Origin of the sequence: Candidatus Microbacterium phytovorans (genome assembly GCA_029202445.1) — a bacterium.
Taxonomy (GTDB): Bacteria; Actinomycetota; Actinomycetes; order Actinomycetales; family Microbacteriaceae; genus Microbacterium; species Microbacterium phytovorans.
The window spans coordinates 2,531,139-2,550,741 of the sequence record CP119321.1 but is presented as its reverse complement, the minus strand read 5'-3'; the positions used below and the strand labels follow the sequence as shown (position 1 = coordinate 2,550,741).

Here is a 19,603-nt window from a genome sequence, read left to right as displayed (position 1 = left end):
ATTGCATGCTAACAGTCTTAAGGCGTGTTTTATTGGGTTCGAATGCGGCAAGGAGCGGCGACCTCTCCTCAATGAGCACGTCGGCACATCCCGCCGGAGTGGATATGTTTGCAGCAGATACCAACCCGAAGGATGTGCCGTGCCCCGTTTCGACCTCCCGTTGCCCGAGCTGAAGGACTACCGGCCCGAGGTGCGTGAGCCCGCCGACTTCGACGCCTTCTGGACGTCGACGCTCGACGAGTCCCGCGCGGTGGCGCAGCCGCCGCAGCTCGGGAAGGTCGATACCCCGTTCGCCACGCTCGACGTGTACGACGTCACGTTCTCGGGCTATGCCGGGGATGCCGTCAAGGGTTGGCTGACCGTTCCCCGCTCGGCCGACGGGCCGCTGCCCGCCGTGGTCGAGTTCAACGGCTACAACGGCGGCCGCGGCATCCCTGTCGAGCGCATCGGATGGGCATCGGCGGGGTACGCGCACTTCCTGATGGACACCCGCGGCCAGGGGTCGACCTGGGGTTCCGGCGGCGCCACGCCCGATCCGCACCCCACGGGCCCCTCCGTTCCCGGTTTCATGACGCGCGGCATCGAAGACCCGGAGAGCTACTACTACCGCCGGGTCTACACGGATGCCGCACTCGCGATCGACGCCGTCCGCACGATGAGTCAGGTGGATGCCGAAAAGGTGAGCGTCGTCGGCGGCAGTCAGGGCGGCGGCATCGCCATCGCCGCCGCCGGGCTCTCCTCGGGCCTGGTCGCCGCCATGCCCGACGTGCCGTTCCTCTGCCACTTCGAGCGGGCCGTCGGACTGACCGACACCGATCCGTACCAGGAGATCGTGCGCTACCTGTCGGTGTATCGCGGCGCCGAGGAGCGCGTCTTCGACACCCTCTCGTACTTCGACGGCGTGAACCACGCGGCCCGCGCCACCGCGCCCGGCCTGTTCTCGGTCGGCCTGCTCGACCCGATCTGCCCGCCGTCGACCGTCTACGCCGCCTTCAACCGGTACGGCGCGTCAGACAAGGCGATCGAGGTATATGCCCACAACCAGCACGAGGGCGGGCAGTCGTACCAATGGGTGGCGCAGACCGCGTTCCTCGCGTCGAGGCTCTAGGAGACTCTTCCCGGGAGACGCTCGCCGGTGCCCCGCTCGATGATCCACGTGGGCAGGGTCTCCTGGCGGATGAAGCCGGTCGGGTCGGCCATGCGCGCCAGCGCGAGCTTCGCCGCGCGACGGCCGAGCTCCTCCGGTTCGTAGGAGATGACGCTGACGCCCATCACATCGGCGGTGTCGAAGTCGTCGAATCCGACGAGCGCCACCTCGTCGGCGTGAGGCGTGCCGGAGAGAGCCCTGAGGACGCCGATGGTCATGCGGTTGTTCCCCGCGATGATCGCGGTGGGCGGGTCTTCGCGGCCCATCAGCTCGCGGATCAGATCGGCGGGGACGAGATCGAGGTCGTCGCGGCGCACCTCCCACGGCTCGGTATCGGCGATGCCGGCCGCGTGCATCGCTTCGCGGTAGCCCGCCAGGCGCTCGAGCTGCGTGTAGACCGACGCCGGATTGCACGCGTAGGCGATCCTCGTGTGGCCGCGGGCGAGCAGTCGCGCGGTCGCTTCCCGAACTGCGGTGCGGTTGTCGAGCACGACGGCATCGGCGGCGAGGTTTCGAGCCGGGCGGTCGATGGTGATGACGGGCGTACCCAGCTGCCGCTCGCCCTCCAGGTAGGACTGGTCGTCGCCGACGGGGATGAGCAGGAGAGCGCCGATCCGCTGCGACAGGAGCGTGTCGGCGACCCGTTCCTCCCCCTCGGCGGTGTCGTCGGTCGTGGCGACGACGAGGCTGTAGCCGTGGGCGGCGAGCTCCTTCTCGATGCCGGACGCCACCTTGTAGTAGAACGGGTTGCTCAGCTCGCCCATGATGAAGCCGACGACGTTCGTGCCGCCGCCCCGACGCAGGCCCCGCGCGAGCGTGTTCGGCCGGAATCGGAGCCGCTTCGCCGCGGCGAGCACCCGGTCGACCGTGTCGGGCGCCACCAGCTCGCGCTGTGCGAAGACCCGTGACACGGTCTTCGCACTGACGCCGGCCAGCCGCGCGACGTCTTCCACCGTGGCCCTCGATTGAACGGTCATCGATGCTCCATTCCCTAATGACCGACGATAGACATTGAAGAGACATCTGGCAAGACATTGTCGCGGCGGAGGGTTGATAATGTCCTGGTCAACCGCTGTTTAATTTTGCCTGTCTACAATCGGACAGAGAAAGACATCGTTGACATTTTCGCTTGCCAAGGCTTGATTCACGCCCTACCGTGAGGCATGCAATCCACCCCGCGACGCGGCGGCGACCGTTCAAGGGCGAACACACAGAGAGAAGAACCCGATGTCCAAAAAGGCAGTTACCGGGATCGCGATGCTCGCGATCGCCGGCGTTGCACTCGCCGGATGCTCCGGCGGGACGACCCCCACTCCCAGCGGCGATTCGGATGCCGTCTCCGGAGAAGTCACGTTCGTCACCTGGCGCACCGACCTCATCCAGGACGGCACCTTCGATGAGTACGCGAAGGAGTTCACCGCCAAGTACCCCGACGCGAGCGTGAAGTTCGAGGGGATCACCGACTACGAAGGCGAACTGACCACGCGCCTGAGCACGCAGAACTACGGCGACGTGCTCGGCATCCCCAACAGCGTGCTGCCCGACCAGCTGGGCGACTACTTCGAGCCCCTCGGCAAGACCGCCGACTTCGAAGCCGACTACCGCTTCCTCGCTCCCAAGAGCTTCGACGGCACCCAGTACGGCCTGGCGCTCGGCGGCAATGCGAACGGCATCGTCTACAACACGCAGGTGTTCGAGGCGGCGGGCATCACGACGCTCCCGACCACGGAGAGCGAGTGGATCACCGCGCTCACCGCGATCAAGGACAAGACCGACGCGATCCCGATGTACACGAACTACAAGGACGGCTGGCCGCTCAGCCAGTGGTCGGGCAACCTCGGTGCCGTCACCGGAGACGCGGATGCCGTCAACAAGATGGCCGAGAACACGTCGCCGTGGACCGAGGGCAACGACATCTACGCGATCGACTCGCTCATCTACGAGACCGTCGCCGCCGGGCTCACCGAGACCGACCCGCTGACGACGAACTGGGAGCAGTCGAAGGTCGACTTCGCCACCGGCAAGATCGCCACCATGGCGCTCGGATCGTGGGCCATCTCGCAGCTCCAGGCCGCCGCCGGCGACAACGGCGTCGACCCGTCGACCGTGGGCTACATGGCGTTCCCCGCCAAGGCATCCGACGGCACGCAGTACGCCGTGGTCGGCGGTGACTACAACCTCGGAATCAACGTGAACTCCAAGGTCAAGGCCGCCGCTCGTGCGTGGATCGACTTCCTGATCGAGGACTCGGGCTTCACCGACACGCAGGGCATGGTCTCGGCCCTGCTGAGCAAGGACCTCCCGGACAACCTCGCGGGCCTCAGCGACAACGGCGTGAAGCTCCTCGAGCTCAACGCGGCCCCCGCCGGCAAGGAAGCGCTCTTCAACACGATCGCCGAGAAGTCGCAGATCGACATCTGGGCGAACATCTACCGGCAGAAGCTCATCGACATCGCTCGTGGCGCCGCCGACGGCGACAAGCAGTCGTACTTCGACGACCTCAACAAGCGCTGGGCCGACACCGCGGCACAGGTCGGCTGACCGCACCCCGCATCTTCCGGGCCGGGGCACCCGCCCCGGCCCGGAAGAACCTCAGGAGCATGACATGACCACCCCCACCACGGGCGCCCCGATCGCCCAGGCCTCCGCGGAGGTCCACGCGACGCTCGGCCGCCGCCGACCGCGACGTCGTGCGCCGCGAGCCGGCTCCGGCGCCCCCGGCAGCCGCGGTTTCCTCCGCAAGCTGACGCCCTACCTCTTCCTCCTGGCGGCGGTGGGTCTGCTGCTGCTGCTCACCTACCTGCCCGCCGCCAACATGATCTGGTACAGCTTCCACGAGTGGCGCGGCATCGGACCGATGGACGACTTCGTCGGAGCCGACAACTACGTGCAGGTCTTCACCAACCCGCAGATCTTCGGCGTCTTCTTCGTCAGCATCTACTACTTCATCGGCGCCTTCGTGCAGATGGCGATCGCCCTCTACTTCGCCGCGCTGCTGTCCACGCGCACGTGGTTCTCCAACTTCTTCCGCGGCGTCCTCTTCTTCCCGTACCTCATCAACGGCGTCGCGATCGGGTTCGTCTTCCTCTACCTCTTCCAGCCCGGCGGCACCCTCGACACCGTCCTCGGCTGGTTCGGTGTCGCCGAGACGCCGCTCTGGCTCGGTGACCCGGACATCGCCAACTACTCGCTCGCCGCGACGAGCGTCTGGCGCTACACCGGCCTCAACTTCGTGCTGTTCCTCGGCGCGATCCAGTCGATCCCGAGCGAGCTGTACGAAGCGGCCGACATCGACGGCGCCAGCAAGTGGCAGCAGTTCTGGGCCCTCACCTTCCCCGGCATCCGTCGCATCATCGGGCTCAGCTTCATCCTCGCGATCTCGGGCAGCCTCTCGGTGTTCGAGATCCCCTTCATCATGACCGGCGGCGCCAACGGCACCTCCACCTTCGTCATCCAGACCCTGCAGACCGCGTTCACCTTCCGACAGGTGGGACTGGCATCCGCCATGGCCGTCGTGCTGCTGGTGATCGTGCTGGTGGTCACCTGGGTGCAGCGCAAAGTGTTCCCCGACGAGAAGGTCGACCTGACATGACCACCGCAGAACGGGTCGCCAAGAGCGACGCCCGCATCCGCTTCGGCCGCGCCGCCGCGGGCACCACGAAGTACGGCTCGCTGCTGCTGGGCGTGGTGGTCGCCGTCATCCCGCTGAGCGTGCTGTTCATCGCGAGCTTCAAGTCGTCGGTGGAGTTCGGGCAGTCCGGCCCCTTCGACCTGCCCGCGAACTGGCTCAACCTCGACAACTACATCGAGGCGTTCGAGAAGGGCGGGATGGTCGAGGGCTTCCTCAACACGACGGTCATCCTCGTGATCTCGCTCGCCGGAACCATCCTCATCGGCACGATGGCCGCGTACGCCATCGACCGGTTCCAGTTCCGCGGTCGCACCCTCGTCGTGGGACTGTTCCTGGTCGCCACCCTCGTGCCCGGAGTCACGACCCAGGTCGCGACGTTCCAGATCATCAACGGCCTCGGGCTCTACAACTCGATGGCGGCGCTGATCCTGCTGTTCCTCGGCACCGACATCATCTCGATCTACATCTTCATCCAGTTCATGCAGTCGATCCCGACGTCGCTGGACGAGGCCGCCATGATCGACGGGGCCAACCGCTGGACGATCTACTGGCGCATCATCCTCCCTCTCCTGCGACCGGCCATCGCCACCGTCGTCATCATCAAGGGGATCGCGATCTACAACGAGTTCTACCTCCCGTTCCTCTACTGGCCGTCGGAAGGGACGATCTCCACCTCGCTGTTCCGCTTCAAGGGGCCCTTCGGCGCCCACTGGGAGATCATCGCCGCCGGCACGATCCTCGTCATCATCCCCACCCTCATCGCATTCGTCTTCTTGCAGCGGTTCATCTACCGCGGCATGACCTCTGGAGCCGTCAAGTGATCACCCTCCCCCTCCACGACGGCTGGACCTTCCACGCCGCCGCGGGACCCGTGCCCGCCGGCCTGGCCGACACCGTCGTCCACGCCACCGTGCCCGGCACGGTCCACGTCGACCTGCTGCGCGAGGGGCTCATCCCCGATCCGTACCGCGGGGAGAACGAGGCACTCGTGGCCTGGATCGGCAAGGTCGACTGGACCTACCAGGTGCGCTTCGCCTGGGCGCCCGACGGCGAGGAGCGTCACGACCTCGTCTTCGACGGGATCGACACGGTCGCCGAGATCGTGCTCAACGGGGTGACGCTCGGCACCGTCGCGAACCAGCACCGCTCCTACCGCTACGACGTGGCGGCGCATCTGGTCGACGGCGAGAACGCCCTCGAGGTGCGCTTCCGCGCGCCCGTCCCGTACGCGAACGCGCAGAGCCTCTCGCTCGGCGTCCGGCCCCGGCCCTACCCCCTCCCTTACGAAGCGATTCGCAAGTCCGCGTGCAACTTCGGGTGGGACTGGGGTGTCGCGACGTTCACGTCGGGCCTGTGGAAGGGCGTGCGCCTGGAGTCGTGGTCGACGGCGCGCCTGCACGAGGTGCGGGTCGTCGCGACGCCGGACGGCGAGGGCGGCCACGTGCACCTCGACGCGCAGATCGAGCGCGCCCCGGGAGCGACCGACACAGAACTGCTCGTCCATCTCTCGGTGGACGGCCTCGAGACGGGCGTCGGCGCGGTGCCTGAGATCGTCGCCGCGATCGACGGTGACCGCGTCGACGCCCACCTGACCCTCGACCACGTCGACCGCTGGTGGCCCGTCGGCTACGGTGCCCAGCCCCGCTACGACGTGGCGGTGACCCTGACGGGCGGTGAGGCGACGCTCGACAGCGACGCCCGCCGCGTCGGCTTTCGCGACGTGCGGTGGGACACCGACCCCGACGATGCCGGCACGCCGTTCACCCTCGTCGTCAACGACCAGCCCGTCTACGTGAAGGGCGTCAACTGGATCCCCGACGACGCGCTCCCCGTGCGCGTCGACCGCGACCGGCTCTCCCGCCGGCTGCACCAGGCCCTCGACGCGAACCTCAACCTCATCCGCGTCTGGGGCGGCGGGCTGTACGAGTCCGACGACTTCTACGACCTGTGCGACGAGCTCGGGCTCCTCGTGTGGCAGGACTTCCTCTTCGCCTGTGCGGCCTACCCGGAGGAGGAGCCGCTGCGATCGGAGATCGAGGCCGAGGCACGCGAGAACGTCGTGCGGATCGCGTCGCATCCCTCGCTTGTGCTCCTCACGGGCAACAACGAGAACCTGTGGGGCTTCGAGGACTGGGCGTGGAAGGAGCGACTCGACGGCAAGACCTGGGGCGCCTACTACTACTACGAACTGTTCCCCGCGCTCGTCCGCGAGCTGGCACCTCACGTGCCGTATGCGCCCGGCAGCCCGTTCTCGCCCGGCGGCGGTTGGGAAGGCCCCTACGCCACCGGCCCCGACGGCGGCCGGCAGACGGGACACCATCCCAACGCCGAAGCGCACGGGACCATGCATCTGTGGGAGCAGTGGAACCGCCAGGACTACCTGACCTACCGCGACCACCGGCCGCGCTTCGTGGCCGAGTTCGGCTGGCAGGCTCCCCCCACCTGGACCACTCTCACGCAGTGGCTCGACGATGACCCCCTCACCCCCGAGTCGCCGGGCATGGTCGTGCACCAGAAAGCGATGGAGGGCAACGTCAAGCTCACGACGGGGCTCGTTCCGCACTTCCGCGTTCCGGAGGACATGGAGACCTGGCACTGGGCGATGCAGCTCAACCAGGCGCACGCCGTCCGCTGCGCGCTGGAGTGGTTCCGCGCGCTGGCTCCGCACAACAGCGGCGCCATCGTGTGGCAGCTCAACGACTGCTGGCCGGTGACGTCGTGGGCGGCGATCGACGGCGAGGAACGGGTCAAGCCGCTCTTCCACGCGCTGGCCGCCGCCTTCGCCGACCGCGTGGCGACGGTGCAGCCCCTCGGGGCCGACGGCGCGCTCCTCGCGGTGCTCGGCAACGACGCGGCGACCCCGTGGGAAGGCGCCGTGCGTGCGCGGCGCGTGCGCTTCGACGGCGCGGTGATCGAAGAGCAGGAGATCCCCTTCGTCGTTCCCGCACGAGGCACCGTCCGGGTGGAGTTGGGCACGGCGTTGACCACTCCCGACGAGGCGGGCGCCGAGGCGCTCATCGTGGATGCCGGTACGGCGCGCGGCTCCTGGTACTTCGCCGAACCGCGCGACAGCACCCTGCCCTCCCCCGCGCTGGAGGTGGAGACGGCCGCCGACCCCGACGGCACCCTCGTCACTGTCACGGCGCGGACCTTCGCCCGTGACGTGACGCTCCTGGTCGACAAGGTCTCCCCCGACGCGCAGGCGGACAGCGCGCTCCACACGCTCCTGCCCGGGGAGAGCGTCGCCATCCGCGTGCGCCACGCCGGCGGCCCTCTCGACGCGACCGCGCTGAGCGACGCGCGCGTGCTGCGCACCGCGAACGAGCTGGTGAAGGCATGACCGGCCTGGAGAGCCCCGTCTGCGGCATGACCTGGGGCTGGGTCGGCGTCCGCGGCACGTGGAACACGCCGGCGGCTGCCCGCTCGATGCAGGCGATGGCCGACCACGCCGTCACCTGGACGGCCATCGCGTACGCCGCCGAGCAGGAGCACACCTTCTCGACGACCATCTCCCGCGACCTGCAGCCGACGGTCACCGACGACGAGATCGTCTGGGCCATCCGTGAGGCCCACTCGCTCGGGATGAAGGTGTGCCTGAAGCCCGTCGTCAATGTGCACGACGGCACCTGGCGCGCCCACATCGGCTTCTTCGACTGGGACGTGCCGGGCGAACCCACCTGGACCGACTGGTTCGGTTCGTACACGGCGTTCATCCTGGATGCCGCCCGGCTCGCGGAAGCGGAGGGCTGCGCCATGCTCTGCATCGGCTGCGAGATGGTGCGCGCCGACGGTCAGGAGGCGCACTGGCGGCGCCTGATCGCCGCCGTCCGCGAGGTGTACTCGGGGCTCGTGACCTACAACTGCGACAAGTACCAGGAGGACCACGTGACGTGGTGGGATGCCGTCGACGTGATCTCGTCGAGCGGCTACTACCCCATCGATCAGTGGGAGGCGCAGCTGGACCGCATCGAACCGGTCGTCGCCGCCGCCGGCAAGCCGTTCTTCTTCATGGAGGCCGGCTGCCCGTCGAGGACCGGCTCCTCCCGTCTCCCCAACGATTGGGCGCTCCCCGGGGAACCCTCCGGGCAGGAGCAGCTCGACTACTACCGCGCGATGTTCGCCGCCGGGGAGAGTCGGCCGTGGGTCGGCGGGTACATGCTGTGGGACTGGCCCGCCGAGCTCTACGACGAACGCGACGCCGCCACGAACGACGACTACTGCCCGTTCGGCAAGCCCGCCGGTTCCTGGCTGCGTGAGCGTTACCTCACGATGGCGGGGCAGGTGAACGCATGAGCGGGGTCCTGGCACTGGATGCCGGCCAGACGAGCATGAAGGTCCGCGTGAGCGAGGGGACGACCGTCTTCGAGGAGGACCTTCCCGGCATCCGCACGAGTGAGCCGCTGCTTCCGCAGGTGGCGGACGTGGCGCGCACGGCACTGGCGCTCTCCGGCATCCACGCCGACGTGCTCAGCGCGGGCGTGTCGGGGTTGACGGAGCGCGAAGCCGACGCGGATGCCTTGGCGCAGCTGCTCGGCGACACCTCCATCCGCCGGGTGCTGCTCGCCCACGACTCCACGACCGCGTTCCTCGGCGCCCTCGGCGACCGGCGCGGGGCGGTCGTGGCTGCGGGGACGGGCGTCGTCACCCTCGCCGTCGGCCACACCGATGTCGCGCGCGTGGACGGATGGGGTCACACGATGGGTGACGCGGGGAGCGGATTCTGGATCGGGCGCGAAGTGCTCGCCGCCGTCATGCGGGCCTACGACGGCCGGGGTGCAGAGACGTCGTTGACGGATGCCGTCACCGCCGTGTGGCCGAGCCTCCCCGACGCGTACATCACCCTCCAGGCGGAGCGCGACTGGGTTCGACGCGTCGCGTCGTTCGCCCGCGCCGCCGGCGAGCACGCCGAGGCCGGCGACGCGGTGGCGGGGTCGATCATCGAACGCGCCGCGCGCGAGCTCGCGACCAGCGTGACGACGGGGCTCCGCCGCGTCGGCGCGGACGACGACCCGGCCGCGCGCGTGTGCACCGTCGGCGGGGTGTTCCGCTCCCCGCTGCTGCGTGCCGCCTTCGCCGCAGAGCTGACGGCATCCGGTGTCGCGGCATCCCTCGAGCCTTCGCACGGCGACGGGGTCGACGGCGCCTCCACCCTCGCGCTGCTGAGTCCGGCACACCCGTTTGCGAGACAGATCGCCACCAGTGGCTGACGCCCCGCTCGGGCAGGGCGATCCGGAGACGCAGCTGACGGTGAGCGTGCGGCGAGCGCAGCCGTTGCGTTCGCTGTTCCGGCTGCTGCGGCCCCACCGCGCGAGCATGATCGGCGCGGTGTTCGCCTTCGTCGTCAAGGACAGCCCGGTGTGGGTCCTGCCGCCGGTGACCGCGGCGATCATCGACATCGTCGTGCTCGGCGGACCTCTGGAGCGGGTCTGGATCTGGGGCGGATTGGCTGCCGCGCTCGTCGCGCTCAACTACCCGTTCCAGATGATCGTCGTGCGCCTCACGAGTACGGCGACGCGCACGTTGGCGTACACCGTGCGCACGGGGCTGGCGGCGCGACTTCAGCGCCTGTCGATCGGGTTCCACAACCGGCAGAGCGCATCGCTGGTGCAGACGAAGATCGTGCGAGACGTCGAGAACGTCGAGTTGATGCTGGCGCAGCTGTTCCCCACGATCGTCTCGGCGTGCGCGACCCTGGCCGGTGCCTTCGTCATCACGGCTTTGAACGTGCCGGCGTTCGTCGGAGTGTTCGCCGCGACGATCCCCGTCGCCGCGGCCCTCATCGTCTACATCCGTCGTCGCGCGTCGTCGCGGAACGAGGCGTTCCGGCGCGAGGTGGAGCGCCTGTCCGCACAGGTGTCGGAGATGGCGGCGCTCCTGCCCATCACCCGCGGGCACGGCCTCGAAGACGTCGCGATCGCGCGCGTGTCCGAGCGCGCCGACTCGGTGCGACGCGCGGGCCGCGATCTCGACGTGCTGAACGGTCGGTTCGGCGCGCTGTCGTGGATCTCGTACCAGGCGCTCGGCCTGATGTGCCTCGTCGGCTCGGCGTCGCTCGCGATCAGCGGCGTGCTGCCGATCACGCCCGGGCAGGTGGTGCTGCTCAGCACCTACTTCGGCATGCTGACCAACTCGATCGTGATGCTGATGAACGCCGCGCCCATCCTCACCCGCGGGCTCGACGCGCTGCGATCGATCGCGGATGTCGCCGAGGAGCTCGACGTCGAAGACAGCAGGGGCAAGCGGGTCGTCGACGCCGTGCGCGGCGACGTGACGCTGGAGGGCGTCGTCGTGAGCTACGGCGACGGCCCCCGCGCGCTCGACGGCATCCATCTCGAGATCCAGGCGGGACAGACGGTCGCGTTCGTGGGCAGGTCGGGCTCGGGGAAGTCGACGATCCTCAACACGATCCTCGGCTTCATCCGCCCGGCCGAGGGGCGGGTGCTGATCGACGGGGTCGACATCGCCGAGCTCGACCTGCGCTCGCTGCGGCGCTTCGTGTCGATCGTGCCGCAGGAGACGGTGCTCCTCGCGGGGTCCATCCGGGAGAACGTCGCCTACGGCGCGGCGGGTGTGACCGACGTGGATGTGATCGCGGCGCTCGCGGAGGCGCACGCGCTCGACCTCCTGCAGCCGCCCGACGACGGCCTCGACGCCCGGGTGGGCGAGCGCGGCACCGGCCTGTCGGGGGGTCAGCGACAGCGACTCGCGATCGCGCGCGCCCTCCTCCGCGACCCTCGCATCCTCGTGCTCGACGAGGCGACCAGCGCGCTGGACGTCGAGTCGGAGACGCGCGTCACCGACGCTCTCGACCGCGCCCGCCGAGGACGGACGACGCTGATCGTCGCCCACCGCCTCTCGACGGTGCGGCGCGCCGACCTCATCGTGGTGCTCGACGAGGGGCGCATCCTCGAGTCGGGTTCGCACGACGAGCTACTGGCACGCGGCGGCGCGTACTCGCGTCTCGTGTTCACGCAGACCTGACAGCCGCGCGGAGCCAGCGCGGCCGGGTGCCCTGCAGGCTCGTTGCCCTGCGCGCTCGGTGCCCTGCACCCTCGAAACAACACGTCTTCTGCGAGACCACATCACTCGTGCGCGGAAATCGTGTCGATTCGCGGGAAGCATGTTGTCTCGGCAGCCTCCGACGTGGCTAATCGAGACGGGTGGTACCGAGCCGCGACCGAAAACGACGAAGCCGGTCGGAGATCTCTCTCCGACCGGCTTCGTTCTGTGTTGTGCGCGAGGGGGGACTTGAACCCCCACGCCCTTGCGGGCACTGGCACCTGAAGCCAGCGCGTCTACCTATTCCGCCACTCGCGCGAATCCACGTCGCCGCAGACTCAACCTCCCGAGGATATCACGGGCCGGACTGCCTCAGAATCAGCCGGTGCGGGGCGGGAAACGGCGTGCGTACAGACTCTGCAACTACCATGTGAGCACCGGTCCGCCTGCCAGAGGAGCCCCGTGGGACTACTTGACAGCTTCGAGAAGGGGCTGGAACGCGCCGTCAACGGTGCGTTCGCGAAGACCTTCCGCAGCGGTGTCCAGCCTGTCGAGATCGCATCCGCCCTGCGGAGCGAACTCGACAAGAAGGCCGCCGTCGTCAGCCGCGACCGCATCCTCGCGCCCAATACGTTCGTCGTGCGCCTCGCCCCGACCGACGCCGAGCGCCTCGGCGCGCTCGGCTCCACCCTCGACACCGAACTGCTGCGTCTCGTCGAAGAGCACGCGAAAGCGCAGGGCTACAGCTTCGCCGGTCCCGTCTCGATCCGGCTGAACACCGACGAGCAGTTGTCGACGGGCACCCTCCGCGTCGACTCCCGCAGCGCCGCCGGCGACGTCTCGTGGCGCGGTGTCGTCGAAGTCGAGGGCCGACGGCATCCGCTCGTCAAGAGCCGCACCGTGATCGGACGCGGCAGCGACGCCGACATCACCATCGCGGATGCCGGCACCAGCCGCCGCCACGTGGAGATCCTGTGGGACGGGCAGCGCGCGATGGTCCGCGACATGAATTCCACCAACGGTACGAAGCTCAACGGCATGAAGGTCACGGAGGCCGCGCTCGCGGCGGGCTCGGTCGTGACCATCGGCCGCACCGACATCGTGTTCTCGGTGGTGCCGCAGGCGGCGCCGGCGCGACCGACGATGTCGGCCGACGACGCGACGCGCGCGTTCGACCTCGGAGGCGCCTCATGAACTCCCTGACTCTGCTGCTGCTGCAGATCGGTTTCCTCGTCCTGCTCTGGTTCTTCGTGTTCGCGGTGGTGTACTCGCTGCGCGCCGACCTGTTCGGCGTGAAGGCGCGGAAGCTCCCCGAGCCCACCGCCGCAGCCGCCGCTCCGGCCGCCAGCGCCTCGCCGGCCGCCGTGACCGCCCCCGTGGCTCCGGCGCCCGTCGCGCGTCCGAGCGCGGGCGGCATCGAGAAGGCGACCCGGGATGCCGTCACCCGCATCGTCATCACGAGCGGTCCGAAGGCGGGTCTCGAGGTGCCGATCGGCAGCGAGCCGGTGACGATCGGGCGCTCGAGCGAGTCGGGCCTCGTCATCCGCGACGACTACACGTCGTCCCACCACGCGCGCCTGCTCCTGTGGGGCGAGCAGTGGATGATCCAGGACCTCGACTCGACCAACGGCACGTGGCACGACGGCGAGCGCGTGACGACGCCGGTGCCCGTCATCATGGGCGCGACGATCAAGGTCGGCGCGACGACGTTCGAGCTGCGGAAGTAGCGGGCGCCGATCCATGGTCTTCGAGGGCTCGAGTGTCGCCATCTCCCATACGGGGAAGGTGCGATCGAACAACCAGGATTCGGGCTACTCCGGATCCAATCTGTTCGCGGTCGCCGACGGCATGGGCGGTCACGCCGGCGGTGACGTCGCGTCGAGCCTCGCGATCCACCGCCTGAAAGACCTCGACCAGGCGTTCGCCTCGACGGCGGATGCCGAGCGGGCCCTCCGCGACGCGATCGCCGACACGGCGACGGAGCTCATCGACACCGTCGTGGTGCGCCCGGAGCTCGCGGGGATGGGCACGACGGTGAGTGCCGTCGTGATGGTCGACGACCACGCCGTCATCGCCCACATCGGCGACTCCCGCGTGTACCTGTACCGCGACGACGCGCTCACGCAGATCACGACCGATCACACGTTCGTGCAGCGGCTGGTCGATTCGGGGCGCATCACGCCGGAGGAGGCGCGCTACCACCCGCGTCGCTCCGTGCTCATGCGGGTGCTCGGCGACATGGACCCCGATCCCGAGATCGACGCGTTCATCATGCAGACCCAGCCGGGCGACCGGTGGCTCATCTGCTCCGACGGACTCTCGGGCGTCGTCGACGACGCGCACACCGCCAAGGTGCTGGGCCAGGGCCTCGCCCCCGGCCGCACCGCCGACCTTCTCCTCAAGCAGGCACTGGATGCCGGGGCCCCCGACAACGTGACGATCGTGCTCGTCGACGTCGGCGGCGCGCACCCGGTCGTCAGCGGCACGGCCACGATCGTCGGCTCCGCGTCGACGCCGCAGGGTATCGAGGTTCCCGCCGCACGCCCGGGGCGCACGAGCTGGCTGCACCCGGGACGGCAGGCCGCCAACGAGCCGACGCACTTCGAGCCGGCCGCCGCGTTCCTCGAGGAGGTCATCGAGGAGGACCGCCGCCGCGCACGCCGTCGCCGCATCTGGTGGCTCGTGGGCCTCGTCGTCGTCCTCGTAGCCATCGCGGCGTCGCTGTTCGGCGCCTACCAGTGGACCCAGACCCGGTACTACATCGGTCCCGACGACGACTCGGTCGTCATCTATCGCGGCATCCCCCAGGAACTCGGCCCGATCTCGCTGTCGTCGGTCTACGAGGACACCGGCATCCTTCTCGCCGACCTCCGCGCCTACCAGCGCATCTCGGTGGAGCAGACGATCGTCGTGCGTTCGCTCGCCGACGCCCGCGCCCGCGTCGACAACCTGCGGCCCGAACCGGAGCCCGACTCCGAGGAGGTGAGCCCGTGACCGCCGAGCCCATCCAGGCCGACACCCAGGTGATGAAGGCGCTGCGCCGCATCCGGATGCCGCAGACGCACCGCAACCGCGAGCTGTGGCTGCTGCTGTTCGCATTCCTCGTCAACGGCACCGCGACCGCGCTCGTGCAGCTGGGGGTGCTCGGCGAGATCGAGTGGACCTTCCTGTACTACTGCGGCGGCATCACGGTGCTGGCGTTGATCCTCCACGTCGTGCTGCGCCTGCGCGCCCCGGCCGCCGATCCGTTCGTCGTGCCGATCGCGACGCTGCTGACGGGCCTGGGGATCGCGATGATCTACCGGATCGATCTCGGCAAGGGCTGGGAGGGCTGGGACGCGTTCTCGTTGCGTCAGCTCGCGTGGTCGGCGATCGCCATCGCCGCCGCCATCGCGATCGTCATCGCGCTGCGCAACTACCGCGTGCTCTTCCGCTACACGTACGTCTTCGGTTTCGCGGGCATCGCGCTGCTCCTCCTCCCGTTCGTCCCGGGCCTCGGCGTCGAGGCGGGCGCCGACGTGTGGGTGTCGGTGGCGGGGATCTTCTCGTTCCAGCCGGGCGAACTCGCCAAGATCGCCCTCGCGATCTTCTTCGCCGGCTACCTGGTGCGCACGCGCGAAGCGCTCACGTCCGTCGGCACGCGGTTCCTCGGCGTCACCTGGCCGCGCGCCCGCGAGCTCGGCCCGGTGCTCGTCGTGTGGTTCGTGTCGCTCGGCATCATCGTGCTCCAGCGCGACCTCGGCACGGGCCTCCTCATCTTCGGCATGTTCATCGCGATGACGTACGTCGCCACCGGCAAGACCAGCTGGGTGCTCATCGGCGTCACGCTCGCCGTCGCCGGCGCCCTCGCCGCCGCGCAGGTGCTGCCCTACGTGCACGCGCGCTTCACGAACTGGCTCGACGCGTTCAACCCCGACACGATCGACGGCTCGAGCCTCCAGCTCGCGAGCGGCATCTTCGGCCTCGCGCAGGGGGGACTGTTCGGTACGGGGCTCGGCCAAGGCCGCCCCGGACTCACCCCGCTCGCGTGGAGCGACTACATCATCCCGAGCCTCGGCGAGGAGCTCGGGCTCGTGGGCCTGTTCGCCATCCTCGCGCTCTACATGGTGTTCGTGAGCCGCGGCATCCGCGTGGGCATCGCCGGTCAGGACGACTTCGGCAAGCTGCTCGCGACGGGCCTCTCGTTCACGATCGCGCTGCAGGTGTTCATCATGGTCGGCGGCGTGACCCGGCTCATCCCGCTGACGGGCCTCACGACGCCGTTCCTCGCCGCCGGCGGGTCGTCGCTCATCGCGAACTGGATGATCGTGGCGATCCTGCTGCGCATCTCGGATGCCGTCCGCTCCCGCCCGCGTGTGGTGATCGGATGAGGAAGGAACGGCGTTTCGTCTCGCTCCGCTCGCTCAACGACCGTGGGCGCCTCCCCGTCGTTGAGCGGGCGGGCCTCCCGGTCGTTGAGCGAGGAGCGCAGCGAGACGACCGTGGGTACCTCCCGGTCGTTGAGCGGGCGGGCCTCCCGGTCGTTGAGCGAGGAGCGCAGCGACGAGACGAAACGGGGGTGATCGGATGACGAAGGAACTGCGACGCCTCAGCATCGTGATGCTGGTGATGTTCATGGGCCTCCTCGGCGCCGCCAGCTGGATCCAGGTGGCCGCCGTCTCGGAGCTGCAGGCGAACCCGCACAACAAGCGCGCGACGTATGACTCGTACGAGGTGCAGCGCGGGTCGATCTTCGCCGGCAGCGAGGTGATCGCCTCGTCCGTGCGCAGCGACGACGTGTACAGCTGGCAGCGGGAATACCCGGATGCCGACATGTGGGCGCCCGTGACGGGCTACATGAACCCGGTGCTCAACGCCCGCACGGGCCTCGAGCAGGCCATGAACGCGCAGCTCTCCGGCACCGGGAGCTCGCAGTTCCTCGCCCGCATCGAGCGGATCGTGAGCGGCCAGCCGCCGCGCGGCTCCAACGTGCTGACGACGCTCGACCCCGAGCTGCAGCGCATCGCCTTCGACGCGCTCGACGGCTACCAGGGCGCCGTGATCGCCATGGAACCCGACACCGGCCGCATCCTCGCGATGGCCACGAGTCCCAGCTACGACACCAACACGCTCGCCTCCCACGACTCCGACGCGGTCAACGCGCAGCACGACGAGCTCGTCGCCGACCCGACCAAGCCGCTCTACAACCGTGCGATCGGCGGCGACCTCGACCCGCCCGGCTCGACGTTCAAGCTCGTCGTCGCCTCCGCCGCCCTCGCGTCGGGCCAGTTCACCCCGGAGTCGACGTTCGACAACCCCGCGACCTGGACGCTGCCGGGCACGAACACCGACATCCACAACTTCGACCGCGGCACGTGCGGGCCCGGCAAGAAGGTCACCCTCGCCGACGCCCTGCGCCTCAGCTGCAACATCCCGATGGCTCAGCTCGCCGTCGCGCTCGGCGACGACGCGATCCGCGCGGAAGCCGAGAAGTACGGGTTCAACGCGAGCTTCGACCTGCCGCTGACCTCCACGGCATCCGTCTACCCGATGGCGCTCAACGAGCCGCAGACCGCGCTGAGCGGCTTCGGGCAGAGCGACGTACGCGCGACACCGCTCCAGATGGCGATGGTGTCGGCCGGGATCGCGAACGACGGCGTCGTGATGAACCCGCGCATGGTCGACTCGGTCGTCGCGGCGGATCTCACCGAGCAGGAGAGCTTCGACAGCACCGAGTTCGGCCAGGCGCTGACGCCCGAACAGGCCGAGACGATGACCACCATGATGATCGCCAATGTCCGTGAGGGCGCGGCGAGCGGTGCAAGAATAGACGGCGTAGACGTGGCCGGGAAGACCGGCACGGCGGAGCACGGCCCCGGCGATCCGTACACCCTCTGGTTCACCGGGTTCGCGCCCGCGGAAGACCCCGAGGTGGTCGTCGCCGTGATGGTGCAGGACGGTGGTGGGCTCGGCCAGAACGGCACGAGTAACGGGATCGCGGCCCCCATCGCGAAGAAGATCATGGAGGCGGTGCTGAGCAGATGAGGCCGACACAGGGTGTGAGCTTCGGCGGACGCTACGAACTGGAGTCGCGGATCGCCATCGGCGGTATGGGCGAGGTCTGGGAAGCGACCGACCACGTCATCGGTCGCACGGTCGCCATCAAGATCCTCAAAGACGAGTACATGGGCGACCCGGGCTTCCTGGAGCGCTTCCGCGCCGAAGCCCGCCACGCCGCACTCGTCAACCACGAGGGCATCGCGAGCGTCTTCGACTACGGCGAGGAGAACGGCTCCGCCTTCCTCGTCATGGAGCTGGTCCCCGGCGAAGCGCTGTCGACCATCCTCGAGCGCGAGGGATCGCTCTCCAGCGACAAGACCCTCGACTTCGTCGCCCAGACGGCATCCGCGCTGCAGGCCGCCCACGCGGCAGGCCTCGTCCACCGCGACATCAAGCCCGGCAATCTGCTGATCACCCCCGACGGGCGCGTCAAGATCACCGACTTCGGCATCGCCCGCATCGCCGACCAGGTGCCGCTGACGGCCACCGGCCAGGTCATGGGCACGGTGCAGTACCTCTCGCCCGAGCAGGCCTCGGGGCACGCCGCCTCGCCGGCCACCGACATCTACTCGCTCGGCATCGTCGCGTACGAGAGCCTGGCGGGAAAGCGCCCGTTCACGGGCGAGTCGCAGGTCGCGATCGCGATGGCGCAGATCAACGACGCGCCGCCGCCGTTGCCCGCCACGGTCGCCACCCCCGTGCAGAACCTCGTGATGAGCATGATCGCGAAGAAGCCGGACGATCGTCCTGCCACGGCATCCGCTGTCGCGCGCGCCGCCACGGCGCTGCGCCGCGGCGACCTCGCCGGCGCCGCCGCGATCGTCCCGGCGATCGCCAGCGCCGCGGCCGTCGACGACGTCACCCAGCTCCTCACGGGTGGGCTCGGCACCGACCAGGCGACGCGCCTGCTGCCGTCGACGACGCCCATCGACCAACCCGCGCCGGTCGACGAGCCTGCCGAGCAGAAGCGCAAGCGGAGCCCGTGGACCTGGCCGCTCATCGCGCTGATCGCCCTGCTCGCGATCGTCCTCGGCGGCACGCTCTTCGCACTCCTCACGAGCGGCAACGGCGAACCCGATCCGACGTCGCCCGCACCCTCCTCGCCATCGTCGGCGGCGCCGCCGAGCACCCCGGTCGATTCCCCCGACCCCGAGCCGACGAGCATGAACGTCGCCGACCTCGAGCTCGAGGGCGAGACCTGTGAAGCAGCCCGCACGATCGCCGAGGACAACGGCTACACCGGCGGAGTGCAGTGCAACACCGGAGACCCGGCACCGACGCCCGACGAGGAGGGGCTCGTCTATCGCGTGCAGCCCGAGGGCGATGTGCCGTTCACGACGGCGCTGAACCTCACGGTCTACGACTCCCAGACGCCGATCGCCACGCCCACCACGCCCTCGATCGAGGGCGGACTGAACGCGAGCTCGGTCGAGGCCGGTTCGACGGTGCAGGTCGTCTGGCCGGGCTTCACGTGCCCCGCCGGCACGCAGACGGTGCAGTTCTACAACTTCGTCGTCGAAGGCGGCGTGTTCGAGACGGGCGACACGACGGCCTCGTTCACGAGCGCCGACCCGCGCACCCAGAACATCGTCGTCGGCGACTCGGGCACCCTGTCGGTCGCCTACGCCGTGAGCTGCACGAACGGCGAGCGCGACCGCGACTCGCCCACCTCCGAGGCCGCGACGGCGACCATCGTGCCCGCCGCCGACGGCGGCGACGGCGGCGCCGACGGCTGACCCTTCGCGCACGCCGCTCCCGCCGTTGTCTCAGACTCGGTCGGATAGGCT

Annotated in this window: 15 protein-coding genes and 1 tRNA gene; 14 read left to right on the top strand and 2 right to left on the bottom strand. The window is 69.3% G+C overall.

Going from position 1 to position 19,603, the window contains the following annotated elements; genetic code table 11:
- Window positions 1-139 precede the first annotated feature (139 nt).
- A complete protein-coding gene (locus tag P0Y48_12195; GenBank protein ID WEK13204.1) occupies window positions 140-1,108 on the top strand; it encodes an acetylxylan esterase in 969 nt (322 codons plus the stop codon).
- Here the strand turns inward: P0Y48_12195 and P0Y48_12190 are convergent.
- Window positions 1,105-2,124 carry a LacI family DNA-binding transcriptional regulator gene (locus tag P0Y48_12190; GenBank protein WEK13203.1) on the bottom strand — a complete coding sequence of 340 codons (1,020 nt, stop codon included), beginning with the start codon at window positions 2,122-2,124 and terminating at the stop codon, window positions 1,105-1,107. The genes P0Y48_12195 and P0Y48_12190 overlap by 4 nt on opposite strands.
- A gap of 250 nt (window positions 2,125-2,374) precedes the next feature.
- Here P0Y48_12190 and P0Y48_12185 point away from each other — a divergent pair, with 250 nt between their 5' ends.
- From P0Y48_12185 to P0Y48_12155, 7 genes are all read left to right on the top strand, one after another.
- Entirely contained in the window at window positions 2,375-3,688 is a 1,314-nt protein-coding gene (locus P0Y48_12185; GenBank protein ID WEK13202.1) for an ABC transporter substrate-binding protein, read from the top strand.
- Between the two features lie 64 nt (window positions 3,689-3,752).
- Window positions 3,753-4,739, top strand: coding sequence for a sugar ABC transporter permease (locus P0Y48_12180; protein ID WEK13201.1), 987 nt, complete (start codon window positions 3,753-3,755; stop codon window positions 4,737-4,739).
- Complete coding sequence (locus tag P0Y48_12175) at window positions 4,736-5,599, top strand: carbohydrate ABC transporter permease (protein ID WEK13200.1); 864 nt, start codon at window positions 4,736-4,738, stop codon at window positions 5,597-5,599. Before P0Y48_12180 ends, P0Y48_12175 begins: the two co-directional genes overlap by 4 nt.
- Complete coding sequence (locus P0Y48_12170; protein WEK13199.1) at window positions 5,596-8,118, top strand: glycoside hydrolase family 2 protein; 2,523 nt, start codon at window positions 5,596-5,598, stop codon at window positions 8,116-8,118. The genes P0Y48_12175 and P0Y48_12170 overlap by 4 nt, the downstream gene beginning before the upstream one ends.
- A complete protein-coding gene (locus P0Y48_12165) occupies window positions 8,115-9,071 on the top strand; it encodes a 1,4-beta-xylanase (GenBank protein ID WEK13198.1) in 957 nt (318 codons plus the stop codon). The genes P0Y48_12170 and P0Y48_12165 overlap by 4 nt, the downstream gene beginning before the upstream one ends.
- Window positions 9,068-9,985 (top strand): BadF/BadG/BcrA/BcrD ATPase family protein, encoded by a 918-nt coding sequence (locus P0Y48_12160; GenBank protein WEK13197.1) that lies wholly within the window; start codon window positions 9,068-9,070, stop codon window positions 9,983-9,985. Before P0Y48_12165 ends, P0Y48_12160 begins: the two co-directional genes overlap by 4 nt.
- Complete coding sequence (locus tag P0Y48_12155) at window positions 9,978-11,759, top strand: ABC transporter ATP-binding protein (GenBank protein WEK13196.1); 1,782 nt, start codon at window positions 9,978-9,980, stop codon at window positions 11,757-11,759. Before P0Y48_12160 ends, P0Y48_12155 begins: the two co-directional genes overlap by 8 nt.
- A 252-nt stretch (window positions 11,760-12,011) precedes the next feature.
- Here the strand turns inward: P0Y48_12155 and P0Y48_12150 are convergent.
- A tRNA-Leu gene (locus tag P0Y48_12150) sits at window positions 12,012-12,095 on the bottom strand.
- A gap of 144 nt (window positions 12,096-12,239) precedes the next feature.
- Between P0Y48_12150 and P0Y48_12145 the strand changes: the two genes are divergently transcribed.
- From P0Y48_12145 to P0Y48_12120, 6 genes are all read left to right on the top strand, one after another.
- Complete coding sequence (locus P0Y48_12145; protein WEK13195.1) at window positions 12,240-12,971, top strand: DUF3662 and FHA domain-containing protein; 732 nt, start codon at window positions 12,240-12,242, stop codon at window positions 12,969-12,971.
- Window positions 12,968-13,504, top strand: coding sequence for an FHA domain-containing protein (locus P0Y48_12140; GenBank protein ID WEK13194.1), 537 nt, complete (start codon window positions 12,968-12,970; stop codon window positions 13,502-13,504). The genes P0Y48_12145 and P0Y48_12140 overlap by 4 nt, the downstream gene beginning before the upstream one ends.
- Window positions 13,505-13,517: 13 nt before the next feature.
- Window positions 13,518-14,771, top strand: coding sequence for a protein phosphatase 2C domain-containing protein (locus P0Y48_12135; GenBank protein ID WEK13193.1), 1,254 nt, complete (start codon window positions 13,518-13,520; stop codon window positions 14,769-14,771).
- Between the two features lie 32 nt (window positions 14,772-14,803).
- Window positions 14,804-16,147, top strand: coding sequence for an FtsW/RodA/SpoVE family cell cycle protein (locus P0Y48_12130; protein ID WEK15079.1), 1,344 nt, complete (start codon window positions 14,804-14,806; stop codon window positions 16,145-16,147).
- A 196-nt stretch (window positions 16,148-16,343) separates the two neighbouring features.
- Window positions 16,344-17,801, top strand: coding sequence for a penicillin-binding protein 2 (locus tag P0Y48_12125; GenBank protein WEK13192.1), 1,458 nt, complete (start codon window positions 16,344-16,346; stop codon window positions 17,799-17,801).
- A complete protein-coding gene (locus P0Y48_12120; GenBank protein ID WEK13191.1) occupies window positions 17,798-19,552 on the top strand; it encodes a serine/threonine-protein kinase in 1,755 nt (584 codons plus the stop codon). The genes P0Y48_12125 and P0Y48_12120 overlap by 4 nt, the downstream gene beginning before the upstream one ends.
- Window positions 19,553-19,603: the final 51 nt, after the last annotated feature.